This window comes from Jiella sonneratiae, from assembly GCF_017353515.1.
Lineage (GTDB): Bacteria > Pseudomonadota > Alphaproteobacteria > Rhizobiales > Rhizobiaceae > Jiella > Jiella sonneratiae.
In genome coordinates, this window is record NZ_JAFMPY010000010.1 from 75117 (window position 1) to 97301 (window position 22185).

General features: G+C 68.1%; 24 protein-coding genes. 22 read left to right on the forward strand and 2 right to left on the reverse strand.

What is annotated here, in order from left to right; translation table 11 throughout:
* Window positions 1-96: 96 nt before the first annotated feature.
* The 6 genes from argJ to J1C47_RS11660 all read left to right on the forward strand — a co-directional run bounded on the left by argJ (window position 97) and on the right by J1C47_RS11660 (window position 4582).
* Window positions 97-1338: a bifunctional glutamate N-acetyltransferase/amino-acid acetyltransferase ArgJ gene (gene argJ, locus J1C47_RS11635; protein WP_207350934.1), complete on the forward strand. Its 1242-nt coding sequence runs from the start codon at window positions 97-99 to the stop codon at window positions 1336-1338.
* Complete coding sequence (locus J1C47_RS11640; RefSeq protein ID WP_207350935.1) at window positions 1319-2107, forward strand: GNAT family N-acetyltransferase; 789 nt, start codon at window positions 1319-1321, stop codon at window positions 2105-2107. The genes argJ and J1C47_RS11640 overlap by 20 nt, the downstream gene beginning before the upstream one ends.
* On the forward strand, window positions 2107-2547 hold the full coding sequence (locus tag J1C47_RS11645) for a (deoxy)nucleoside triphosphate pyrophosphohydrolase (RefSeq protein WP_207350936.1): 441 nt from the start codon (window positions 2107-2109) through the stop codon (window positions 2545-2547). The genes J1C47_RS11640 and J1C47_RS11645 overlap by 1 nt, the downstream gene beginning before the upstream one ends.
* Before the next feature lie 383 nt (window positions 2548-2930).
* Entirely contained in the window at window positions 2931-3635 is a 705-nt protein-coding gene (locus J1C47_RS11650) for a hypothetical protein (protein WP_207350937.1), read from the forward strand.
* 417 nt (window positions 3636-4052) lie between these two features.
* Entirely contained in the window at window positions 4053-4379 is a 327-nt protein-coding gene (locus J1C47_RS11655) for a hypothetical protein (RefSeq protein ID WP_245396509.1), read from the forward strand.
* Complete coding sequence (locus J1C47_RS11660) at window positions 4379-4582, forward strand: Flp family type IVb pilin (protein WP_207350938.1); 204 nt, start codon at window positions 4379-4381, stop codon at window positions 4580-4582. Before J1C47_RS11655 ends, J1C47_RS11660 begins: the two co-directional genes overlap by 1 nt.
* Window positions 4583-4595: 13 nt before the next feature.
* On the opposite strand, the gene J1C47_RS11665 is transcribed toward J1C47_RS11660, so the two are convergent.
* A complete protein-coding gene (locus J1C47_RS11665) occupies window positions 4596-5495 on the reverse strand; it encodes a class I SAM-dependent methyltransferase (RefSeq protein WP_207351029.1) in 900 nt (299 codons plus the stop codon).
* A gap of 152 nt (window positions 5496-5647) precedes the next feature.
* Here J1C47_RS11665 and J1C47_RS11670 point away from each other — a divergent pair, with 152 nt between their 5' ends.
* The 4 genes from J1C47_RS11670 to J1C47_RS11685 are packed head-to-tail and all read left to right on the forward strand — an operon-like array spanning window position 5648 to window position 8198.
* A complete protein-coding gene (locus tag J1C47_RS11670) occupies window positions 5648-6421 on the forward strand; it encodes a ComF family protein (protein ID WP_207350939.1) in 774 nt (257 codons plus the stop codon).
* A 43-nt stretch (window positions 6422-6464) separates the two neighbouring features.
* Window positions 6465-6722 (forward strand): glutaredoxin 3, encoded by a 258-nt coding sequence (gene grxC, locus J1C47_RS11675; RefSeq protein WP_207350940.1) that lies wholly within the window; start codon window positions 6465-6467, stop codon window positions 6720-6722.
* Window positions 6723-6750: 28 nt separating this feature from the next.
* Window positions 6751-7638: a carbon-nitrogen hydrolase family protein gene (locus J1C47_RS11680; protein WP_207350941.1), complete on the forward strand. Its 888-nt coding sequence runs from the start codon at window positions 6751-6753 to the stop codon at window positions 7636-7638.
* Window positions 7635-8198, forward strand: coding sequence for a DUF1178 family protein (locus tag J1C47_RS11685; RefSeq protein ID WP_207350942.1), 564 nt, complete (start codon window positions 7635-7637; stop codon window positions 8196-8198). Before J1C47_RS11680 ends, J1C47_RS11685 begins: the two co-directional genes overlap by 4 nt.
* A gap of 69 nt (window positions 8199-8267) precedes the next feature.
* Here the strand turns inward: J1C47_RS11685 and J1C47_RS11690 are convergent, their stop codons facing one another.
* On the reverse strand, window positions 8268-8936 hold the full coding sequence (locus J1C47_RS11690; RefSeq protein WP_207350943.1) for a dimethylsulfonioproprionate lyase family protein: 669 nt from the start codon (window positions 8934-8936) through the stop codon (window positions 8268-8270).
* Window positions 8937-9206: 270 nt separating this feature from the next.
* On the opposite strand from J1C47_RS11690, the gene rbfA reads away from it, so the two are divergent.
* The 12 genes from rbfA to J1C47_RS11750 all read left to right on the forward strand — a co-directional run bounded on the left by rbfA (window position 9207) and on the right by J1C47_RS11750 (window position 22105).
* Window positions 9207-9650 carry a 30S ribosome-binding factor RbfA gene (rbfA, locus tag J1C47_RS11695; protein ID WP_207350944.1) on the forward strand — a complete coding sequence of 148 codons (444 nt, stop codon included), beginning with the start codon at window positions 9207-9209 and terminating at the stop codon, window positions 9648-9650.
* Window positions 9650-10636, forward strand: a complete 987-nt coding sequence (truB, locus tag J1C47_RS11700; protein ID WP_207350945.1) for a tRNA pseudouridine(55) synthase TruB — start codon at window positions 9650-9652, stop codon at window positions 10634-10636. The genes rbfA and truB overlap by 1 nt, the downstream gene beginning before the upstream one ends.
* A 102-nt stretch (window positions 10637-10738) precedes the next feature.
* The gene (corA, locus tag J1C47_RS11705) at window positions 10739-11830 is read left to right on the forward strand and encodes a magnesium/cobalt transporter CorA (protein WP_207350946.1); all 1092 of its coding nucleotides are present in this window, start codon (window positions 10739-10741) and stop codon (window positions 11828-11830) included.
* A 148-nt stretch (window positions 11831-11978) separates the two neighbouring features.
* Window positions 11979-12926 (forward strand): alpha/beta hydrolase, encoded by a 948-nt coding sequence (locus J1C47_RS11710; RefSeq protein WP_207350947.1) that lies wholly within the window; start codon window positions 11979-11981, stop codon window positions 12924-12926.
* Between the two features lie 319 nt (window positions 12927-13245).
* Window positions 13246-13584, forward strand: a complete 339-nt coding sequence (locus J1C47_RS11715; RefSeq protein WP_207350948.1) for a P-II family nitrogen regulator — start codon at window positions 13246-13248, stop codon at window positions 13582-13584.
* Window positions 13585-14000: 416 nt separating this feature from the next.
* The gene (gene cpaB / locus J1C47_RS11720; protein ID WP_207350949.1) at window positions 14001-14822 is read left to right on the forward strand and encodes a Flp pilus assembly protein CpaB; all 822 of its coding nucleotides are present in this window, start codon (window positions 14001-14003) and stop codon (window positions 14820-14822) included.
* A gap of 11 nt (window positions 14823-14833) precedes the next feature.
* Window positions 14834-16402 (forward strand): type II and III secretion system protein family protein, encoded by a 1569-nt coding sequence (locus J1C47_RS11725; protein ID WP_207350950.1) that lies wholly within the window; start codon window positions 14834-14836, stop codon window positions 16400-16402.
* 22 nt (window positions 16403-16424) lie between these two features.
* A complete protein-coding gene (locus tag J1C47_RS11730) occupies window positions 16425-17159 on the forward strand; it encodes a CpaD family pilus assembly protein (protein WP_342591969.1) in 735 nt (244 codons plus the stop codon).
* Between the two features lie 14 nt (window positions 17160-17173).
* Window positions 17174-18436: a CpaE/TadZ family protein gene (locus J1C47_RS11735; protein ID WP_207350951.1), complete on the forward strand. Its 1263-nt coding sequence runs from the start codon at window positions 17174-17176 to the stop codon at window positions 18434-18436.
* A 27-nt stretch (window positions 18437-18463) separates the two neighbouring features.
* Window positions 18464-19936, forward strand: a complete 1473-nt coding sequence (locus J1C47_RS11740) for a TadA family conjugal transfer-associated ATPase (protein ID WP_207350952.1) — start codon at window positions 18464-18466, stop codon at window positions 19934-19936.
* Window positions 19937-19941: 5 nt separating this feature from the next.
* Window positions 19942-20949, forward strand: coding sequence for a type II secretion system F family protein (locus J1C47_RS11745; protein WP_207350953.1), 1008 nt, complete (start codon window positions 19942-19944; stop codon window positions 20947-20949).
* A 169-nt stretch (window positions 20950-21118) separates the two neighbouring features.
* Window positions 21119-22105 carry a type II secretion system F family protein gene (locus tag J1C47_RS11750; RefSeq protein ID WP_207350954.1) on the forward strand — a complete coding sequence of 329 codons (987 nt, stop codon included), beginning with the start codon at window positions 21119-21121 and terminating at the stop codon, window positions 22103-22105.
* The last annotated feature ends 80 nt before the right edge of the window (window positions 22106-22185 follow it).

Below are 22185 nucleotides of genomic sequence, written 5' to 3' on the forward strand. Positions count from 1 at the left end.
GCGCAAGGGCCGGCCGGCGGCATCCGCCCGGCCGGGCCGTGAAGGCGAGTTCCTGACCGCCAGCCCCGTTCAAGATCCCTCCGGGAGTGAAATGTGATGTCCCATCCGGTCTCCCCGCTCGCGCCGGCCGCCTTCGCGACGCTTCCCGCCATCGCCGGACTGCGAATCGCGACGGCCGAGGCGGGCATCAAGTACAAGAACCGCACCGACCTCTTGGTGATGCTGTTTGACGCTGGGACGGCGGTCGCCGGCGTCTTCACCCGGTCGAAATGCCCCTCGGCCCCGGTCGACTTCTGCCGGTCGAACCTTCCCGGCGGCCGGGCGCGCGTCCTCGTCGTCAATTCCGGCAACGCCAACGCCTTCACCGGCCGGCGCGGGCGCGAGGCGACCGCGGCGACCGCCGAGGCCGCGGCGAAGGCCGCGGGCTGCGCCGCCTCCGAGGTGTTCCTCGCCTCGACCGGGGTGATCGGCGAGCCGCTCGATGCCGGCCGCTTCGCCCATCTCCTCGAGGGCCTCGCGGGGTCCGCCGGGGAGGACCGCTGGCGCGCCGCCGCCGAGGCGATCATGACCACCGACACCTATCCCAAGGTCGCGACGAAGACCGCCCGGATCGACGGTGTCGACGTCACCATCAACGGCATCGCCAAGGGCGCCGGGATGATCGCGCCGGACATGGCGACGATGCTCTCCTTCGTCGCCACCGACGCGCCGATCGAAGCGCCCGCACTGCAGGCGCTGTTGCGGCAGGCGGTCGAGCCAAGCTTCAATTCGGTCACCGTCGACAGCGACACCTCGACCTCCGACACGCTGCTGATGTTCGCGACGGGAGCTGCCGCGGCGCGCGGCTGCCCGCCGGTCGCCGAGGCGGGCGACGCCCGGCTCGCCGCGTTCCGCACCGCGCTCGGCGAACTCCTCCTCGACCTCGCGCGGCAGGTCGCGCGGGACGGAGAGGGCGCGCGCAAGGAGATCGTCGTCACCGTCGAAGGCGCGGCGAGCGACGCCGCGGCCAAGAAGATCGCGCTGTCGATCGCCAATTCGCCGCTGGTCAAGACCGCCGTCGCCGGGGAGGACGCCAATTGGGGGCGGGTGGTGATGGCCGTCGGCAAGGCCGGCGAGGAGGCCGACCGCGATCGTCTCGCCATCCATTTCGGCGAGGTGCGCGTCGCGGTGGACGGCGAGCGGGACCCGGACTATTCGGAAGCTGCCGCCTCGGCGGTGATGCGCCGGGCCGAGATCCCGATCCGGGTGGAACTCGGCCTCGGCGCCGGGCGCTGGACGGTCTATGGCTGCGACCTCACCAAGGAATACGTGGCGATCAATGGCGACTACCGAAGCTGAGAAGATGCGCCAGTTCGCGGTGGTGCGGCGGCTCGAGGCCGCCGGCTTCCGCGCCTGGCCGGCGACGCGCACCGCCTTCGACGGCACCTGGGCGGTGCGGCTGACGCGCTCGTTTCCGGCCAAGCGCCTCAATTCGATCAATCCGCTGGACCCGTCCGACACCAAGGACATCCCGGCGCGCCTCGCCAGGGCCCGCAAGACCTTCGCCGAGGCGGGACGCACGGTGATCGTGCGCCAGTCGCCGCTCGCCGCGCCCGAACTCGTCGCCCATCTCGACGGCGAAGGCTGGTCGCGCTTCGGCGAATCGATCGTCATGACCGCCGATCTCCTCGCCGTCGATCTCGACGGCTCGGTGGAGCGGATCCCGATCCGCGATCCCGGCCGCTATCTCGAGGCGAGCCTTGCCGTGCACGGCCGTCCGGCCTCGATGCGCACCGGCCTTGCCGAGGTCCTCGCCGCGATCCGCCCGCCCTCGGCGATGTTCGTGCGCGAGAGCGAGGCCGGGCGGCCGGTCGCCGTCGCCCTCGCCATCCAGGACAACGACCTCTGCGGCCTGCTCGACGTCGCCGTCGCGCCGGAGTGCCACCGCCGCGGCATCGGCAGCGATCTCGTGCGCACCGCCCTTCGCTACACCATGCACAAGGGCGCCAGGACCGGCTGGGTGCAGGTCGAGGCCGACAATGCCGCCGGGCGGGCGCTCTACGGCAGGCTCGGCTTCAGAGAGGCCTATCGCTACGTCTACCGGGCGCCGCCGGGGGAACGGCCGTGATGACGCCGGCGGGCGGCGAGCGCCGGCTGCTCCTCGTCGTCGCCTGCGCGCTGCTCGACGCCGACGGCCGCGTCCTCCTGGCGCAGCGGCCGGAAGGCAAGTCGCTCGCCGGCCTCTGGGAGTTTCCCGGCGGCAAGGTCGAGCCGGGGGAAGCGCCGGAGGAAGCGCTGATCCGCGAGCTGTCGGAGGAGCTCGGCGTCGTCACGAAGGCGGCCTGCCTCGCGCCGTTGACCTTCGCGAGCCATGCCTATGACGACTTCCACCTCCTGATGCCGCTCTTCGTCTGCCGCCGCTACGACGGAATTCCGCAGTCGCGCGAGGGTCAGGCGTTGAAATGGGTGCGGGCGCGGGCGCTGCGCGACTACCCGATGCCGCCGGCCGATGCGCCGCTGATCGCCCATCTCGTCGAGCTTCTCGGCTCAGAGTCTGACTCAAAATGAGGTGAGCGATTTTTGCGGTTGTGCCCACGACTTGTCGCTAAAGTCAATGGTTTCATCGATGGCCCGGACTGAAGTCGCTTTGCGCAAGTACGCGCCCGCAAAAACCTCAAAAAATCGATCTCAATCGCTTAGCAAGGGACTATTATGTTTCGCGGATGTTAGAGCCAGATACTCGCGAAGCGCACCGGAGTTACCGCGGTTCCTTACTCGGACGAGTCCCAAAATCCAGATTGCTTTTGGAGAATGGCATTAAGAAGCAAAGCGATAGCCACGAGCTCGTCTAGTGAGCGCCGCCGCTAAACGGAAAATGCGAATTTCAATTTTGGGTGGAGAGGGTTTAGATTAAGGTATTACGTAGGGGTGGCACTGGCGGAGGATCGACGTTGGAACCAATGTTTGTGATGCTGCTTACAGGTTTCTGTGCACTATTTGGCGCGATACTTATGTCCTTGCCTGCGCGGCGATACTATATCAATATCAGAAATACGGCATTTGGTGTCGCTTTGTTATTTTCTGGTGTAATCCTTAGTACGACGTTCAAATGGACGGACGTGGCTATGAAGATAGGTCAATGGGAGGTGAAAATTGCGCAGCAAGAGAGAGCGCTATCAACAGTAGGAGATTTAGTCAGAAGTGCAGAATTGGATTTGATAAAATACCGCTCTGAAATATCTGATCGAATTGAACTTGCAAAAATAGAATTGAGCCGATCCGGACAGATCAACGACGAGACAATTCCAGGAACATCGTTATCAAATCAAGAAAATATTAACAGAAATAGCGTTAAAGCAGGAATCAACGGTAAAAGCACTGTAAAATCGATTATTAAGGACGGACAGGTGGCTGATGGTGCGACGACTAAAATTTTCGGCGTTAAAATAGCAGGTGTGGTACCTATTGAACTCAGAACATCGAGTCCGGATATGAAATTTGACACTGCGTTAGTAGAGGAAAATATTTCTAATAAGAGAGAATTAGTTGAGCAAAATGTCTCTCATTTGATTATGATAAACAAAAAATTGGGATATATGCTCGACGAAATCCAAAGGGCTAAGCGCGTCGCGGCACAAAATATGCTACGTCGGTGACTGATTTGAGTTTCGCATCGAATGCAGGCCGGCTCATTTCGGAAGATCAAGCGGAAATTCTATCATTGAACGGTGGCGTGAACATGGGGAAGAAGCCGCGACGCTTGATTTCGCGAAATCCGAGGGCGCCCGCTCTCAAAATGCCCGCCTGAGACTGCAGCGGCGCCGCGCCGACATACGGCGGCGGGCGGAGGGCGCGTAGCGAAGTGCCGCGGCGACTTCGCGACGCCGTGCATCCGCCGGCGGTGGCTGAGCATCGCGGCGGTGTTTGCTCGGGCGGCGGCGAAGAGACTTCTGCGGCGCCGCAAGGGAATCGACGGTTTTTCCTTCCCGCGCGTTAAAAACGCCGCACCGCGTTAGGCAGTTCTTCAGGCTTTGCCGGCAAGATCCTCTCGATCGCATGGTCGGAGGTGACGAATGAGCGAGGGCGAGGACCTTCGAGCCGCAGAGGTTTACGACGGGCGCCTGCCGCGTCGCCTCGCTGCTCCCGCCGGTGCCTCGCTCCTGCGCGGCACCGCCCTCGTCGCGGCGGCGCTGGTGGCGCTGGCGCTCGTCGTCGTTCCGATGGTCGACCGCGGCACCAGCGAGCGCTTCGCCGACGGCGGCCAGGGCCTCGACATGATGGCGACCGGCTCGATCGGCAGCGGCACCACCGCCTACACGATCCGGCGCAGCGTCCTGCAGGCGCCGGGCAGCGCGCCCTGCATCACCTTTGCCGACGGCAGCCGCCGGGGGAGCTGTTGATGGGCGCGGACGTCCGCCCGGCCGGCGGGGCGCCCGCCCTGTGGCTGCGGCGCTTCGGCCGCTGCGAGAACGGCGCGACGGCGATCGAATACGCCCTGGTCGGCGTCGTCATGGCGGTGGGCATCCTTGCCGCCTATCCGCTCCTCAAGGAGCCGCTGACCTCGCTCTTCAGCTATATCGGCGACCAGATGAAGGTTTCCTGATGGCCTTCGCCCGTCAGGAAAAGTCGCCCGAGCGGTCGTTGAGCGCCGCTGCGAGGCTCGAACGCGCGCTTCCCGGCCGCAGCGGCTTCTGCTGGCTCTCGTGCGGCGCCCAGCCCGACAGATAGACGACGTCGAAGCTGGCGCGGATCCGCCCGTCGGGATCGCAGAAGCGTTCGGCATAGATCTCCGCCGCCCGCAGGAACAGGCGGCGCGTCGCCGGCCGGCGAGAGCGCTCGGCAAGGACGTTCGCCGCGCCCATCGCCCGAAGATCGGCGCAGAGCGCGAAGAGGTCGTCGTAGCGCACCGTCAGCCGTTCGACGTCGGCGACCGGAAGGGCGAAGCCCGCCCGCTGCAGCAGCGCGCCCGCCTCCCGCACTGCCGTGAAGGGCATGACCCGCGGCGAAACGCCGCCGGAGGTCTCGGCCTCGGCGTTCAGCAGCGAAGCCCGCAGCTCGCCGAGGGTCTCGCCGCCGAGGAAGGCGGCGAGGAACAGCCCGTCCGGCCGCAGCGCCCGGCGCAGCTGCGCCAGCATGCCCGGAAGGTCGTTGACGAACTGCATCGACAGGCAGGACGTGACGAGGTCGACGCTCTGAGGGGCGAGCGGCAGCAGCTCCTCGTCGCCGACCGCCGCCAGCGGGTCGCCGCCGAGCAGGAAGGCCAGCCGCTCCAGCCGCAGCACGGTGTCGCAGCGCCCGCCGGCGCGCAGCCTTTCGGCCATCTGGCCGAAATGTCCGCCGAGGTCGGCCGCGACGGTAAAGCGCCGGTCGACCACGGCGAGGCGGTCCGACAGTTCGTCCGCCGCGGCCGCGACGAGGAAATCGATGCCCGGTTTGGGGTTTCCGCCGAGCCAGCGGCGGCGCTGCCGGTCGAGCAGCGCGCGATCGAAGGGTTCCGGGCGGTCGGTGGCGGACATCGTGTCGGATCTGCTCGTCACTAAGGTCTCTTGACGCGGGTAGCTGTCTGCAGGTGGAATGTCGTCAAGGCAAGGCCGAAGGGACGCGTGGCGACAGGTGGCCACGCCGGGCGGGTCGAAAGCCGCCGTGGCGCCAGCGGATCGAAACAGCGATGCACCTCTTCAAGCGTGGAAGGGCGGCGATCACCAATTCCCTCGGGCGGCTGCTGTTTCCGGCGGTCTGCGCCGGCTGCCAGAGCGCCGTGACGCGCGCCGGCAGCGTCTGCCCCGACTGCTGGGGCAAGCTGCGCTTCATCGAGCGGCCCTATTGCGAGGTGCTCGGCCTGCCGTTTTCCTACGATCTCGGCCGCGGCTTCCTCTCGGCCGAGGCGATCGCCGAGCCGCCGCCCTTCGCAAGGCTGAGGGCGGCAGTGCTCTACCAGGACCTCGCGGCCCATCTCGTCGCCGCGCTCAAATACGGCGACCGCACCGATCTCGTGCCGCTGATGGGCGGCTGGATGCGCCGGGCGGGGGCCGAGCTCATCGCCGATGCCGACGTCGTCGTGCCGGTGCCGCTGCATGCCGGGCGGCTGTGGCGGCGGCGCTTCAACCAGTCGGCCGAGCTGGGGCGCCACATCGCGCGGCACTCCGGCGTCGCCTTCGCGCCACTCGCCCTGAAGCGGGTCAAGGCGACGCGCAGCCAGGTCGGCCTCGGCCAGAAGCAGCGCCAGGAAAACGTCCGCGGCGCGTTCCGCATCGCCGATCAGCGCCGCTTCGAGATCGAGGGGCGGCGGGTGCTTCTCGTCGACGACGTCTTTACGACGGGCGCCACGGCGGCGAGCGCGACGCGCGCGCTGAAGCGCGGCGGCGCCCGCGATGTCGACGTGCTGGTCTTCGCCCGGGTCGGAGCCGGCAGCCTCGGGACACTTGCGGGCGGCTCCGCCTGAGGCCATATCGGTCCGACGACTTTTTCATGACGGGAACGGACCGATGGCCGAGGTGACGATCTACACGCGGCAGTTCTGCGGCTATTGCGCACGGGCAAAGCAGCTGCTCGAGAAGAAGGGCGTCGCCTTCAAGGAGAAGGACGCGACCGCCTCGCCGGAGCTTCGGGCCGAGATGCGCGAACGGGCGAATGGCGGGGCGACCTTCCCGCAGATCTTCGTCGGAGAGACCCATGTCGGCGGCTGCGACGAGCTCTACGCCCTCGACCGGGCCGGCAAGCTCGACGAGCTCCTGGCCGTCTGATCCGGCCGGTGCATACGGAGACACGCTCTTGACCACCTTTCGCGCCGCCGTCCTGCAGATGCGTTCCGGCACCGAGCCGGAGGCGAACGTCGCCGCTTTCGGCGCGCTGGTCGAGGAGGCGGTCGCCGCCGGTGCGGCCTATGTCCAGTCGCCGGAGATGACCGGCATGGTGCAGCGCGACCGGGCGAGCCTCATGGCGCGGCTGAGGCCGGAGGCCGAGGATCCGCTGCTCGCCGAGGCCGCGCGGCTTTCGGCCCGCCACCGCATCTTCGTCCATGTCGGCTCGACCGCCGTGCCGCTCGCCGACGGACGCGTCGCCAACCGCGCCTTCCTGTTCGGACCGGACGGGACCCAAATTTCCAGCTACGACAAGATCCACATGTTTGACGTCGATCTCGACAACGGCGAGAGCTGGCGGGAATCGCGTACCTACCGGCCGGGCGAGCGGGCGGTGCTCGCCGACCTCGATTTCGAAAGCGGCAAGGCAAGGTTCGGCTTCGCCATCTGCTACGACATGCGCTTTCCGCATCTCTTCCGCGAAGAGGCGCTCGCCGGGGCCGAGGTGCTGACGGCGCCGGCGGCCTTCACCCGCCAGACCGGCGAGGCGCACTGGCACGTCCTCTTGCGCGCCCGGGCGATCGAGAACGGCGCCTTCGTGATTGCCGCGGCGCAGGGCGGCACGCATGAGGACGGCCGCGAGACCTTCGGCCATTCGCTGATCCTCGATCCCTGGGGCCGGGTCCTCGCCGAGGTGGAGGGGGACGAGCCCGGCATCGCCGTCGCCGAGATCGACACCGCCGCGGTGGCGGTGGCCCGCGGCAAGATCCCCAATCTGAAGAACGCCCGGCCGTTCCTCGTCGGCGCCGGTGAGGGCGAGCCGGTCACCGTCACCGGCGCTGTGGCGGCGGAGCGATGATCCACTTTTCGCTGCGTTGCCTGCCCGACGGCCACGGCTTCGACGGCTGGTTCCGGTCGAACGGCGACTTCGACCGGCAGGCCGGGGCCGGCCTCGTCGAGTGCCCGGTCTGCGGCGCGACGGCGGTGGAAAAGGCGCTGATGCACCCGGCGATCGCCAGAGGCGGGCCGGCGCGTATGAATGCCGAGCCCGAGGCTTCAGGCGCCGCGGCGCCGGAACCGGCGGGTGCTTCTGGTTCGCCGCCGGCCGCCCCCGCGGGCGCGGCTGCCGCCGGAGAGGGCGCCGTCGCGCCGGTTCCGGCGCAGACGCTGGCGAACCTTCCGGCGCCGCATCCGGAGGTGGCGCGGGCCTTCGCCGTGTTGCAGGAGATCTCCCGCAAGGTCCGGGCGGAGGCCGATTATGTCGGGGGTCGCTTCGCCGAGGAGGCGCGGCGCATCCATTACGGCGAGAGCGAGGCGCGGCAGATCTACGGCGAGGCTTCGCCGAAGGACGTCGAGGGCCTGAAAGAAGAGGGCATCACCGCCCTGCCGCTCCTGCCGCTGCCCGAAGACAAGCAGTAGCGCCGAACGCGTCGCACGGCATCGGCGCTGTCGTGGCTCCTCAAGCCGGCCGCAGCCGCGGTTCAAGGATCATCCCCCGTCCCGCGCCGGGCGGCGGGAGGAGAATTTCATCCCCGGCGCGGCAAGGCGCTCCGGCGCGCCGGTCCAGGCATAGGCGAGGAGGCACGGATCCTGCTCGCCGGTGGTGATGCGGTGCTCGACGCCCGAGCGGTTGAGGATCAGCGAGCCGGGCGCATAGACGGCGCCGTCGTTTTCCGACCAGGCGCCGGCGACCGAAACGTAGCTCTCCTCGATGTCCTGATGCGCATGCTGGGGATAGGTCGTGCCGGGGGCGAAGAGCACGAAGCCGAGGATCAGGTCGGGCGCCTCCACCGGCCCGCCCGGACCGAGGATCTCGGCATAGGCGTATTTCCGGGTCAGCGCTTTCGGCACGGTCGGATAGCCGTAGGACCATTCGAGCGAGCCGGCGACATGCGCGAGCGCCCGGGCGATGCCGCCGACGGCGGTGCGCGCGCCGAGGTCGAGCGCCCGGGGAAGATGCTCGACCACCGGCTTGAGCTGCGGCTCTCTCCCGACGATCCGGGGATTGCGCTCGACGATCGCCGACAGGGTGTCGCGCACGCGCTTGCGGTGGCTGCGGATCGCCTTGCTGCCGCCGGCCGAACCGTGCCGGTAGAGCATGTCGAACTCCTGCAGGAGGTATTTCCAGTTGGCGCTCTCGGCGAGGGACGTCGTCATCGGCAAGGATCTATCGCGGCCGACCGCAGCGGCCAGACGGTACGTGGTGATCAATCAGGCGATCGGCCGGAGGATCGGAACGTCGGCGCCGCGGCCGCGGGAGGAGGGCTTGTCTTCCCCACGGTTCCCGCTTAACACGGCGGCCCATCCATCACTTTTGCCGAGACGGTGGCGCGGCGGCTCATGCGGGGCCGACCGCAGGCGGCCGACGCTCTACATTTTTCATCCCGGTGCCGGCGATCCCGGCGCCATGCATCGAAGAGGGTTCGAATGGCCCGCTCATCATCCTCCGCGCCGTCGCAGCGCATGCTCTCGGTCGGCGAGAAGGTCCGCCACGCGCTGACCGAGATCTTCCAGCGCGGCGAGGTCCGCGACCCGCTGATCGAGAAGGCGGTGGTGTCGGTCTCGGAAGTGCGCATGTCGCCGGACCTGAAGATCGCGACGGCCTACGTCACCGTGCTCGGCCAGGACGACACCGAGCCTTTCGTCGCGGCGCTGAACCGCAACGCGAAATACATCCGCGGCCGGCTGACCCCGGCGCTCAGGCAGATGAAATACATGCCGGAGGTGCGGTTCCGCACCGACACCTCCTTCGACAACTTCGCCCGCATCGACGCCATCCTGAAGTCGCCCGAGGTCCAGCGCGACCTCGATCACGACGACGACGGGCAGGAGGCGCGCGGCCGGGACGACACCGACGGAGAGACGAACTGATGGCGCGGCGCGGCAAGAAGCCGAAGGGACGCCCGGTCAACGGCTGGGTGATCCTCGACAAGCCGAAGGGCATGGGCTCGACCGATGCGGTCGCCAAGATCAAGTGGCTCTATTTCGCCCAGAAGGCGGGACATGCCGGCACGCTCGATCCGCTCGCCTCGGGCATGCTGCCCATCGCGCTCGGCGACGCCACCAAGACGGTCCCCTTCGTCATGGACGGGAGGAAGGTCTACCGCTTCTCGGTGCGCTGGGGCGCCGAGACGACGACCGACGACACCGAGGGCCCGGTGACGCAGACCTCCGAGGAACGCCCGAGCCGTGCGGCGATCGAGGCGCTCCTGCCGGACTATACCGGCGAGATCACCCAGGTGCCGCCGGCCTTTTCGGCGATCAAGATCGACGGGGAGCGGGCCTACGACCTCGCCCGCGAGGGCGAGACGGTGGAGATTGCGGCGCGCACCGTCGAGGTGCTGCGGCTCGAGATCGTCGATCAGCCGGATGCCGAGACGACGGTCTTCGAGGCCGAATGCGGCAAGGGCACCTATGTCAGGGCGATCGCCCGGGATCTCGGCCGCGACCTCGGCTGCTACGGCCACGTGGTGGAACTGCGCCGCACATCCGTCGGCGCCTTCACCGAAGACGACCTGGTGCCGCTCGAGGCGCTCATGGAAGCGGCCGAGGAAGGCCGCGAACGGCTCGACGCCGAAGCGGTCGAGGCCGGCGCCAAGGCGCGGGTCGTCGATTTCGCGCCGCTCGACGATTATGTCGTCGCGCCGGAGACCGCGCTTGCCGAGCTTTACGAGGTGATGCTGACCGACGAGCAGGCGGCGCGGGTGCTGTCGGGCAATCCGGTGATCCTGCGCGGCCGCGACGCGCCGGTGTTCTGCGAGGAGGCCTTCGCCACCGGCCACGGGCGCATGATCGCCCTCGGCGCAATCGAGGAGGGCGCGTTCAAGCCGAAGCGGGTGTTCGGCGGCCGCGGCTGAACGCCGCCGCGGGCGCCTGCCGGGAACGTCCGCGCGCCGTCGCGCCTTAACCCGCGGGTCGAGGCGCCGCGGCGTGTTGGCGGCGACGGCGAAGGGACAGGCATGATCGATCTGACGGAGCGGAAGAAGCGGCGCAAGCAGCGCGAGGCGACCAAGCGCGGGCCGATCGGCGCGCCTCCCGGCCAGCTCGTCGCCGATCCCCGGGCGGTCGCCTCGCGGCTGACGGCGATCGGCATCGGCGGCGGCGCGACCCGGCGGCTTGCGGACTGCTCGCTGGAGGAGGCGCTCGCCCTGCGGGAAAGCTGCGGCAAGCTCTGGCTCGATTGTACGGGTCTTGCCGACGTGGAACTGGTGCGCCGGATCGGCGAGGCCTTCGGCCTGCATCCGCTGACGCTGGAGGACGTCGTCAACACCGACCAGCGGCCGAAATGCGAGGCCTATCAGGACTACGCCTTCGTCGTCCTGCGGATGCTTTCCGGCGGCGAGGAAAGCGAGCAGCTGTCGCTGTTCTTCGGGGACGGCTTCGTCGTCACCTTCCAGGAGCGGCCGGGCGACGCCTTCGGGCCGGTGCGCACGCGCATCGACAAGGGCGCGCCGCGGCTTCACGAGGGCGGCGCCGACTATCTCGCCTATGCGCTGATCGACGCCGTCGTCGATGCCTACTTCCCGCCGGTCGACGGCCAGGGCCAGCGGCTCGACGCCGTCGAGGACGAAATCCTCGCCGATGCCGGCGCCGTCGACATCGCCGATCTGCACGGCATGCGGCGGGAGATGTTCGTCATGCGCCGCTATCTGCGGCCGACCCGCGATGCGCTCGGCGTGCTGCTGCGCCTCGACCGGCCGTTCCTCGCCGACGAGACCAAGGTCTATTTCGGCGACGTCCAGGATCATTGCGACCAGCTCGTCGACCTCAACGACACCTATCGCGAGACGGCGAGCGGCCTCATCGAGCTGCAGATGACGCTATCGGCCGCCCGCACCAACGAGGTGATCAACCTCCTGACCATCGTCTCGGCGATCTTCATCCCCTTGAGCTTCCTCGCCGGAATCTGGGGTATGAACTTCAACCCCGAGATCTCGGCCTGGAACATGCCGCTGACCCAGTCGCCCTACGGCTATCCCGTCGCGCTCGCCATCATGGCAGCGGTCGCCGGCGGCCTCCTCCTGTTCTTCCGCCGCAAACGCTGGATCTGAGGGACGGACTTCGACGCCGCGCGGCATCGCCGGAACGAGCCGGCGGGCCGGCGAGTTGAGGGTGCTGGTCGCCGGCCCTGTCGGCCGCCCGGCCGGCCGCGCCGGCTGACCGGCCCTGGAACGCTCCGTTCGATGCAAAGAGGTTTCGATGCTGTCGCCGCAAGCAAGAGCCGTGCTCGACGATCTCGCCCGCAGGAAGGCAGCGCAGCTTGAGGCGCGCGACGAAGCCGAGAAGCTCGCCCAGGCGCGGGAAATGACCGCATCGCTGGCAGACTATTCCGGCGAGCCGCCGGCCGCGGTCGGCTCCGAGGACATCCGGGTAAATGGGCCGGACAGGGCGCCGGGCGGGCCGGCCGATCCCCTCACGGTGCGTCTCTACCGCCCCGATGCCGGCGTCCGGGGCCTGCTCCTGTGGTATCACGGCGGCGGGGCGATGGCGGGTTCGCTCGAGAGCCACGACGTCGCGCTGCGCCAGCTCTGCCAGGCGACCGGCCGGCTGGTCGCCTCGGTCGACTACCGCCTCGCGCCGGAACATCCCTCGCCGGCGCCGCAGCGCGACTGCATCGCCGCAACCGGGGCCCTGATGGAGCGGGCCGGGGCGCTCGGCTGCGATCCCGGCACGATCGCCATCGGCGGCGATTCGATCGGGGGGCTGTTCGCGGCCGTCACCGCGATCGCGCTGCGCGACGCCGGGGCGCCGATGCCGGCAAAGCTGGTGATGCTCTATCCGAACACCGACCTGCGGCCGGACAGGCCCTTCGCGTCGCTCAAATCGCAGTCCGGCAACGTCATGACGAAGGAGTCGCTCGCCTACGAGAACGGCCTCTTCGTCCCCGATCCGGCGGATCGCGCCAATCCTTTCGTCTCGCCGCTGCTTGCGGCGGATCTCTCGCGCCTGCCCGAAACCCTCGTCGTCACCTGCGAACACGATCCGCTGCGCGACGAGGCGGACGCCTTCGCCGCCCGGCTGGAGCAGGCCGGGGTGGCCGTCGAGCGGCGGTACTTTACGGGGATGATCCACGGCTTCCTGCAGATGGACGGCCGGATCGACGCGGCGGCCGAGCTCCGCGACGGCGTGGCGGCGTTTCTCCGTTGAAGGGCGGGGCCGGGCATCGTCAGCCCGCCGGCCCTGAACGAGCACAGCGTTCGCTCGGATCGTATGGCTCGTTCCGCCCACGAAGCAGGCATTATGACCATTCGATAAGCACATCACGGCACCGGCCGGCGCCCTCCGGCAACAAGGCAGACCGTGCGGGCCGATCAAATTCCCGTTCCGGGCGACCACTTCGGGCCGAACCCGGCGTTTGGCACATTCCTTGAATCCAGGCATGGCGTTACCCTGTGGACGTTCGTCCCGTGCGGGCAACGGTTCAACACGGCGTCAGAGGCGATGCCGCCCAAGGTTCGAGGTGAACATGAAAATCGTGATGGCGATCATCAAGCCATTCAAGCTGGACGAAGTGCGGGAGGCGCTGACCGGCGTCGGAATTCAGGGTCTGACTGTCACCGAGGTCAAGGGCTACGGCCGCCAGAAGGGCCACACCGAAATCTATCGCGGCACCGAATATGCCGTGAGTTTCCTGCCGAAGCTGAAGATCGAGGTGGCGGTGCCGGTCGACATGGTCGACCGCGCCGTGGACGCGATCCAGCAGGCCGCCAAGACCGGCCAGATCGGCGACGGCAAGATCTTCGTCTTCGGGATCGACCAGGCGGTGCGCATCCGCACCGGCGAGACCGACGCCGACGCGCTCTGAGGCGCTTCTGGACGATCCGGGCAGGGCGGCCGTCCATGGCGCCGCCGGCCTCGGGCCGTCTCTCCACAAGGCGCGGGAGCGGGACGAAATGAGCTTCGCTCGTCGTCCCGCTCTCTCTTCTCGTGTCTCGTGCGCGCCTGATCCTTGCCGACACGGGTTCTCCCTTTCGGGATCGTGCTCCAGCTTCTCGCGGACACCTTCCGCACGCCCGCCGCCCGCCCTGCGGGTTCCGCCGGTGGTGTGCCGCGGCCCGTCAGCCACCTTCCGTTGCGAAAGGCCGAGCATTGGGCAGCCCTCCGGCAATCTTTTACAGAATCTTTCGTTCGGATAGGTTTCGTTAACCATACATTGAGGTTTTGCGGTCGATAACAAGCGTGGACAGCCGGGGTGCCGGTGCGTTTCACGGGAGTTGTCGAATGAGCCTCGCGCGTGTCGCTGTGATCGGTGTGGCGACGGTTGCCGCCCTCGGCGCCGGCCTGCTGGCGATGCAGCTTTCGAAATCGAAGCCGCAGGAGCCGGTGATCATTTCCGCCGCTCCCGCGCAGCCGCCGATCCGCCTGGTGGACGTGCTCGTCACCAAGAACGAGGTGCCGATGGGCTCTCCCGTCACCGGCGACCTCGGCTGGCAGAAGTGGCCGGAAGACGGCATCGGCCCCGATCTCATCCTGAAATCCGCCAAGCCGAACGCCGCCGAGGAACTGAACGGCGCCATCGCCCGCCAGTCCTTCTTCGCCGGCGAGCCGGTGCGCGAATCCAAGCTGATCCGGCCGGACCACGGCTTCCTCTCCGCCATCCTCGACGAGGGCAAGCGCGCCGTCGCCGTGCGCATCTCGGCCGAAACCGCCGCCGGCGGCTTCATCCTGCCCAACGACCACGTCGACGTCATCATGACCCGGCGCACCGACAGCGACGACGGCAAGGGCCAGCGGGTTTCCACCGAGACGGTGCTGCGCAACCTGCGCGTCCTCGCCATCGACCAGGCGGTCCAGGAAAAGGACGGCCAGAAGGTCGTCGTCGGCCAGACCGCGACGCTCGAGGTCGACGCCTCGCAGGCCGAGGCGCTGACCGCCGCCCAGCAGATCGCCGACCGGCTGGTCCTGTCGCTGCGCTCGCTCGCCGACTCGGTTCCCGGCTCCCCCGGCTATGCCCGCTTCCTGCTCGAGCAGGAGAAGGCCCAACGCAACAAGATCCGCGTCGTGCGCTACGGCCGCATCGACGACGTCACCACGACGCAGTGAGGGTGTGTGAGATGCCGACCCGTTTCAGATCGCCTGCCATCGGGAGTGCCCTGCGCCGCGCCGTCGTCGCGCTCGCCGCGGCTTCCACCGCCCTCGCGCCGGTCCTTTCCGTCACCCCCGCCGCCGCCGAGGACGCCGTCGTCCATGTCCGGCAGGCCCAGCAGATCGTCAAGCTCGGCCTCAACAAGTCTAAGGTCATCGTGCTTTCGGCCGACGCCCACGACATCCTGGTCGCCAATCCGGCGGTGGCCGACGCCGTGACCCGGGACGCCCGGCGGATCTACATCTTCGGCAAGCAGATCGGCCAGACCAACGTCGTCGTCTTCGACGCCGCCGGCCGCCAGATCGCCGCGATCGACCTCGAGATCGAGCGCGACATCACCGGCCTCGAGGCTTCGATCCGCAAATACGTGCCGGACTCCAACGTCAGCGTCGAGATGCTCAACGACAACGTCGTCCTGACCGGCTCCGTGCAGACGCCGCAGGACGCCGCCAAGGTCGAGCGCCTCGCCAACCTCTTCGTCACCGGCGGCGAGGGAACGACGGGCAAGTACATCCAGTCGGCCTCGGCGACGGGGTCGGGCGAGGGCAGCGGCGCAGACGTCGCCTTCGCCCAGGAGAACCGCCGCTCGAGCCAGATCGTCAACCTCCTGCAGATCGCCGGCGAGGACCAGGTGACGCTGAAGGTCACGGTCGCCGAGGTGCAGCGTTCCGTCGTCAAGCAACTCGGCCTCAACGGCGCGGTCTCCGACGGCATCAGCTATGCCAGCATCGACAATCCCTTCGGCCTCGGCAAGGCGATCGCCGACAGCTATCTCGGCGTCACCAAGGCGATCGGCGACTACACCGTCAATGCCGAGATCGACGCCATGCAGCAGGCCGGCGTCATGCGCACCCTCGCCGAGCCGAGCCTGACCGCGATTTCCGGCGAGAAGGCGAGCTTCAAGGTGGGCGGCGAATTCACCGTGCCGAGCGGCCGCACCTTCACGCCGCCGACGCTGGACGCCAACGGCAACGTCACCAGCGAAGGCTACGCGACGATCGACACCAAGCAGATCGACTACGGCATCGGCCTCGACTTCACCCCCGTCGTGCTGTCGGCCGGCCGCATCAACCTGAAGATCCGCACCAGCGTCTCCGAGCCGACCTTCGAGCAGCCCTTCAACGTCTCGGGCGACAAATACGGGCCCGGCGTCGGCCTCATCGGCCTCAGGAAGCGCCTCGCCGACACCACCGTCGAACTGCCCTCCGGCGGCTCGCTGGTGATCGCCGGCCTGATGCGCGACGAGGCGCGGCAGGTGATCTCGGGCTTCCCGGGCCTGTCGAAGATCCCGGTGCTCGGCTCGCTGTTCCGCAGCCGCGACTTCCAGCGCTACGAGACCGAACTCGTGGTGATCGTCACGCCCTATCTGGTGCGGCCCGTGGCGCGGCAGGCGCTCGCCCGCCCCGACGACAATCTCGCCCTTTCCAGCGACGGCTCCGCGACCTTCCTCGGCCGGCTGAACCGTGTCTACGGGCACATGGACACCAAGCTTCCGCCCGGCCGCTATTACGGCGTCGTCGGCTTCATCTACAAGTGATCGCTCGAGGGATCGTACGACCGTGACCAGGCATTCTCTCGCTCTCAGCCACCGGCCGGTGCCGCGACGCCCGGCCTCCGCCCCCGGCCGCCGCCTCGGCCTGGCGCTCGCGACCCTGACGCTCCTCGCCGGCTGCGCCAACGTCCACAACGTCGAGGTCGGTGCCGTTCCCGACGACTACCGCACCCGCCATCCGATCGTCGTCGCCGAAAACGAGACCGCGATCGACGTGCCGGTGAGCGCCTCCGAATCCCGGCTGACGCTCTCCAGCCGCGGCCGCGTCGAGGAATTCGCCGACCGCTTCCGAGCCGACCGGGTCGACACCATCCGCGTCCTTGTTCCCTACGGCTCGGCCAACGAACACGCTGCCGAGCAGGTCTCGCGGGACGTCGTGAGGACGCTGAAGCGCCACCACGTGGAAAGCCGCCAGATCCTCGTCAGCCCCTATTCGGCCGTCGGCGACACCGGCCCGACACCGATCCGCATCGCCTATTCGACGCTCGTCGCCAAGGCCGGACCCTGCGGGCTGTGGCCGGAGGACCTGTCGGAGACGACCGAGAACAAGAACTACTACAATTTCGGCTGCGCCACCCAGAACAACCTCGCCGCCCAGATTGCCGATCCGCGCGACCTGCTCGGCCCGCGCGGCATGGATCCGTCCGATGCCCAGCGCCGGACGATCGTGATCGACAACTACCGCAACGGCAAGTCCACCGCCGCCGAAGCGATGGATGCCGAATCCGACTACGATTGGTGAGGGGACCGACGTCGATGGACAACACGCTCACCGCCGAGACCGGCGCGCTCGGGCCGGAGGATCGCCAGCAGATCGACAAGGTCCGCCCGATCCCGCGGATCTCGATCCAGGCCTTCTGCGAGACCGAAGCCGTCGCCAGCCCGATCCGCCGGGCCGGCTCCGACCGCCGCATGGCCAAGGCCCATCTGAAGGTCCAGATGGGCGGGATCAAGGCCGCCACCGAGCATTTCCAGACGGCGCCGACGCCCAATCTGGTGATCCTCGAATCGAAGCTTTCGCCGCTCGACCTCATCGCCGAGCTCGACGTCCTCGCCGATTTCTGCGACCCCGGCTCGAAGGTCGTGATCATCGGCCATCACAACGACGTCGCGCTCTATCGCGACCTGATCAATCGCGGCATCTCCGAATATCTCGTGGCGCCGGTCTCGGTCGGCGACGTGATGACGGTGATCGGCGGGCTGTTCGTCGCCGAGGGCGCCGAGCCGCTCGGCCGTTCGATCGCCTTCGTCGGCGCCAAGGGCGGCGTCGGCTCCTCGACCATCGCCCACAACGTCGCCTGGTCGATCTCGAAGCTGTTTTCGACCGACGTCGTCCTCGCCGATCTCGATCTCGCCTTCGGCACCGCCAACATCAATTTCGACCAGGATCCGACCCAGGGGATCGCCGAGGCGCTGCAGTCGGCCGACCGCATCGACGACGTCTATCTCGACCGCCTGCTCGCCCAGTGCGCCGAGCATCTGTCGCTGCTCGCCGCCCCCTCGGTGCTCGACCGCACCTACGACTTCGAGGGCGACGCCTTCAACGCCCTGATCGAGACGGCGCAGCGCGGCGCCCCCGCCGTCCTCCTCGACGTGCCGCATGTCTGGAACGAGTGGACGCGCACCGTGCTTTCGCGCGCCGACCACGTGGTGATCACCGCCGTCCCGGATCTCGCCAATCTGCGCAACGCCAAGAACCTCGTCGACACGCTGACGAAGATCCGGCCGAACGACGTCCGGCCCTTCCTGATCCTCAATCAGCTGACGATGCCGAAGCGTCCGGAGATCTCGGCCGCCGAATTCACCGAACCGCTCGGCCTCGAGCCGCTCGGCGAGATTCCCTTCGATCCGGCCGTCTTCGGCAACGCCGCCAACAGCGGCCGGATGATCGCCGAGACCGACGTGAAGCACGCCTCCGTCGCGGTGTTCCACCACGTCGCCCACGTCCTGACCGGGCGCGGCGAGGCCAAGAAGGCGAAGAAGCCGGGGCTGCTCGAGCGATTCCGGATCAAGTCGTAACGCGCTCGAGAATCGGGAGCTCGCATCATGTTCGGCAAGCGCGGAAACGAGAAGTCGCCCGCACGCGACGTGGCGACGATGCCGCGGCCTTCGGCCCAGGCTCAGACGGCCGGCGCCGCGCCGCGGCAGGTGACGCCGGCCCCCATGCCGGCGCCGACGCCGGTCCCTGTGGCGGCGCCGGCGAGTGCGCGGGTGACCGACCGCTCGCCGGAATATTACGACCGCAAGAGCCAGGTCTTCGCCGCGCTGATCGACACGATCGACCTGTCGCAGCTCGCCGGCATGGACCAGGAATCGGCGCGCGAGGAAATCCGCGACATCGTCAACGACATCATCGCGATCAAGAACTTCGCGATGTCGATCGCCGAGCAGGAGGAACTGCTCTCCGACATCTGCAACGACGTGCTCGGCTACGGGCCGCTGGAGCCGCTGCTCGCCCGCGACGACATCGCCGACATCATGGTCAACGGCGCCCGCCAGACCTTCATCGAAGTCGCCGGCAAGGTGCAGGAGACCTCGATCCGTTTCCGCGACAACCAGCAGCTCCTCAACATCTGCCAGCGCATCGTCAGCCAGGTCGGCCGCCGCGTCGACGAGACCTCGCCGATCTGCGACGCGCGGCTTCCCGACGGCTCGCGCGTCAATGTCATCGCGCCGCCGCTGGCGATCGACGGCACCGCGCTGACCATCCGAAAGTTCAAGAAGGACAAGCTCACCCTCGACCAGCTCGTCCATTTCGGCTCAATCACCCCTGCTGGCGCCGAGATCCTGCAGATCATCGGCCGGGTGCGCTGCAACGTGGTCATCTCGGGCGGCACCGGTTCGGGCAAGACGACGCTCCTCAACTGTCTCACCCGCTACATCGACATGGACGAGCGGATCATCACCTGCGAGGACTCCGCCGAGCTGCAGTTGCAGCAGCCGCACGTCGTCCGGCTGGAGACGCGGCCGCCCAACATCGAGGGCGAGGGCGAGATCACCATGCGCGACCTCGTCAAGAACTGCCTGCGCATGCGTCCCGAGCGGATCATCGTCGGCGAGGTGCGCGGACCGGAGGTGTTCGACCTCCTGCAGGCGATGAACACCGGCCACGACGGCTCGATGGGCACGATCCACTCCAACTCGCCGCGCGAATGCCTGAACCGCATGGAATCGATGATCGCCATGGGCGGTTACTCGCTGCCCTCGCGCACGGTGAAGGAGATCATCACCGGCTCCGTCGACATCATCGTCCAGGCGGCGCGCCTGCGCGACGGCTCGCGTCGCATCACCCACATCACCGAGGTGATCGGCATGGAGGGCGACGTCATCACCACGCAGGACCTCTTCGTCTACGAGATCCTCGGCGAGGACGCCAACGGCCGGCTGGTCGGCCGCCACCGCTCGACCGGCATCGGCCGCCCGGCCTTCTGGGACAGGGCCCGCTACTTCAACGAGGAACAGCGGCTCGCCCGGGCGCTCGATGCGAGCTCGGTCGACAACTTGGACCAGGAAAGCTGAGCCAGATGGCGACCGGAGCCCTCATCCTCTTCGTCCTGCTCTCGACCATCGCCGCCGGCGGCATCGCCTTCGCGGTGCTGCAGCCGACGCTCGCCCGCGAGAAGAAGATCGAGCAGCGGCGCAGCGTCGTCGCGCGCAGCGAGACCGACCGGCTGGCCCACAAGGCGAGCCGCGACCGGCTGCAGGAACAGGTCAAGCGGCGCAAGACCATCCAGAGCTCGCTGAAGGATCTCGAGACGCGGCAGCGGGAGCGCGACAAGCACGTCTCCAAGGTGCCGCTGAAGCGCCGGCTGGAACAGGCCGGCTGGTCGATCGGCGTCCCGCAGTTCTGGATGATGGGCGCCGGGCTCGGCTTCGTCGCGGCGCTGGTCTGCCTGGTGCTGGGAACCGGGCTGCTGATCACCGTCGGCGTCGCGCTGATCGCCGGCCTCGGCCTGCCGCGCTTCCTCCTCGCCCGGGCCCGCAAGAAGCGCTTCGCCGCCTTCACCCAGGAATTTCCCAACGCCATCGACCTGATCGTGCGCGGCGTGAAATCCGGCCTGCCGCTGAACGACACTTTGAAGATGGTCGCCGCCGAGATCTCCGAGCCGGTCCGCTCGGAGTTCCGCCGGATCGTCGAGAGCCAGCAGATGGGCATGTCGATCGGCGACGCCGTCGAGCGGCTCTACCGCAACATCCCCACTTCGGAGGCGAATTTCTTCGCCATCGTCATCGGCATCCAGGCGCAGGCCGGCGGCAACCTCTCCGAAGCGCTCGGCAACCTCTCCAAGGTGCTGCGCGAACGCAAGAAGATGCGCGACAAGATTCAGGCGGTCTCGATGGAGGCCAAGGCCTCGGCCGCGATCATCGGCGCCCTGCCGGTCGTCGTCTTCATCCTCGTGACGCTGACCAACCCGGAATATATCAGCCTGCTCTACACCAACGTCTACGGCAAGATCCTGATGGCGGCGAGCGGCGTCTGGATGCTCATCGGCGTTTTCGTCATGCGCAAGATGATCAATTTCGACTTCTGAGGCGCGGTCCGGGAAGACCGGACCCGCCCCTGGTCGAGACCTGCAGCATCGGCCCGCGGATCGGCAGCGACCGCCCCGGGGCCCGATGCGGAGAACCAAAGTGCCGGAGCGTGTCGCGAGACACCTCGCGGCCGCCCGATCCGAACGCCGGTTGTGAAGGCCGCCCGCCATGGAAGACATCCTCGAGACCTTCGGCCTTTCCAGCCAGATCGTGCTTTCCGCGATCGTCGCGATCGGCGTGTTCACGACGCTGCTCGCCGTCGCGCTGCCGGCGCTCGGCGGCAACAAGCTGAAGACCCGCATGAAGGCGGTGGCGCTGGAGCGCGACCAGATCCGGGCCCGCGAGCGCGCGCGCCTCGCCTCCGAGAAGGAGCGCAGCCGCGGCCTGCGTCAGGCCGACAACCGCGGCATCGCCGGCCTCGTCGTCGAGCAGCTCAACCTGCGCAAGGCGCTCGTCGACGACAAGACGGTGGCCAACCTGCGGGCTGCCGGCTATCGCGGCCAGCGGCCGCTGACGATGTTCCTGTTCGCGCGGGTGACGATCCCGCTGGTGCTTCTCGCCGTCGCCTCGTTCTACATCTTCGGCTTCGGCCTGCTCGCCACCTGGCCGGCGGCAGCGCGCATCCTCGTCCTCCTGCTCGTCGCCTATTTCGGCTTCTACGTCCCGGTGATCCTCGTCAACAACACCGCCTCGAAGCGGCGGCAGTCGATCATGCGGGCCTGGCCGGACGCCCTCGACCTTCTTCTGATCTGCGTCGAATCCGGCAGTTCCATCGAGGCGGCATTCCGCCGGGTGGCCGAGGAGATCGGCATCCAGTCGATCCCGCTCGCCGAGGAACTCATCCTCCTGACGGCCGAGCTGTCGTTCCTGCCGGACCGCAAGACCGCATACGAGAACCTCGTGGCGCGCACCGGCCTCGACGGCGTCAAGTCGGTCGCGACCGCGCTGATCCAGGCCGAGCGCTACGGTACGCCGCTCGGCCAGGCGCTGCGCGTCATGGCCCAGGAAAACCGCGACATGCGCATGAATGCGGCGGAAAAGAAGGCCGCCGGCCTGCCGCCGAAGCTCACCGTGCCGATGATCATGTTCTTCCTGCCGGTGCTCTTCGCCGTCATCCTCGGCCCGGCGGTGATCCGCGTCCTCGGCCTCGCCTGAGGGGCGCCCCGGCTGCGATCCGTCGGGATCGGCGCCGCGAAGCGTCCGGCGATGCCGGGATTACGCCTCCTTCGCTCCCT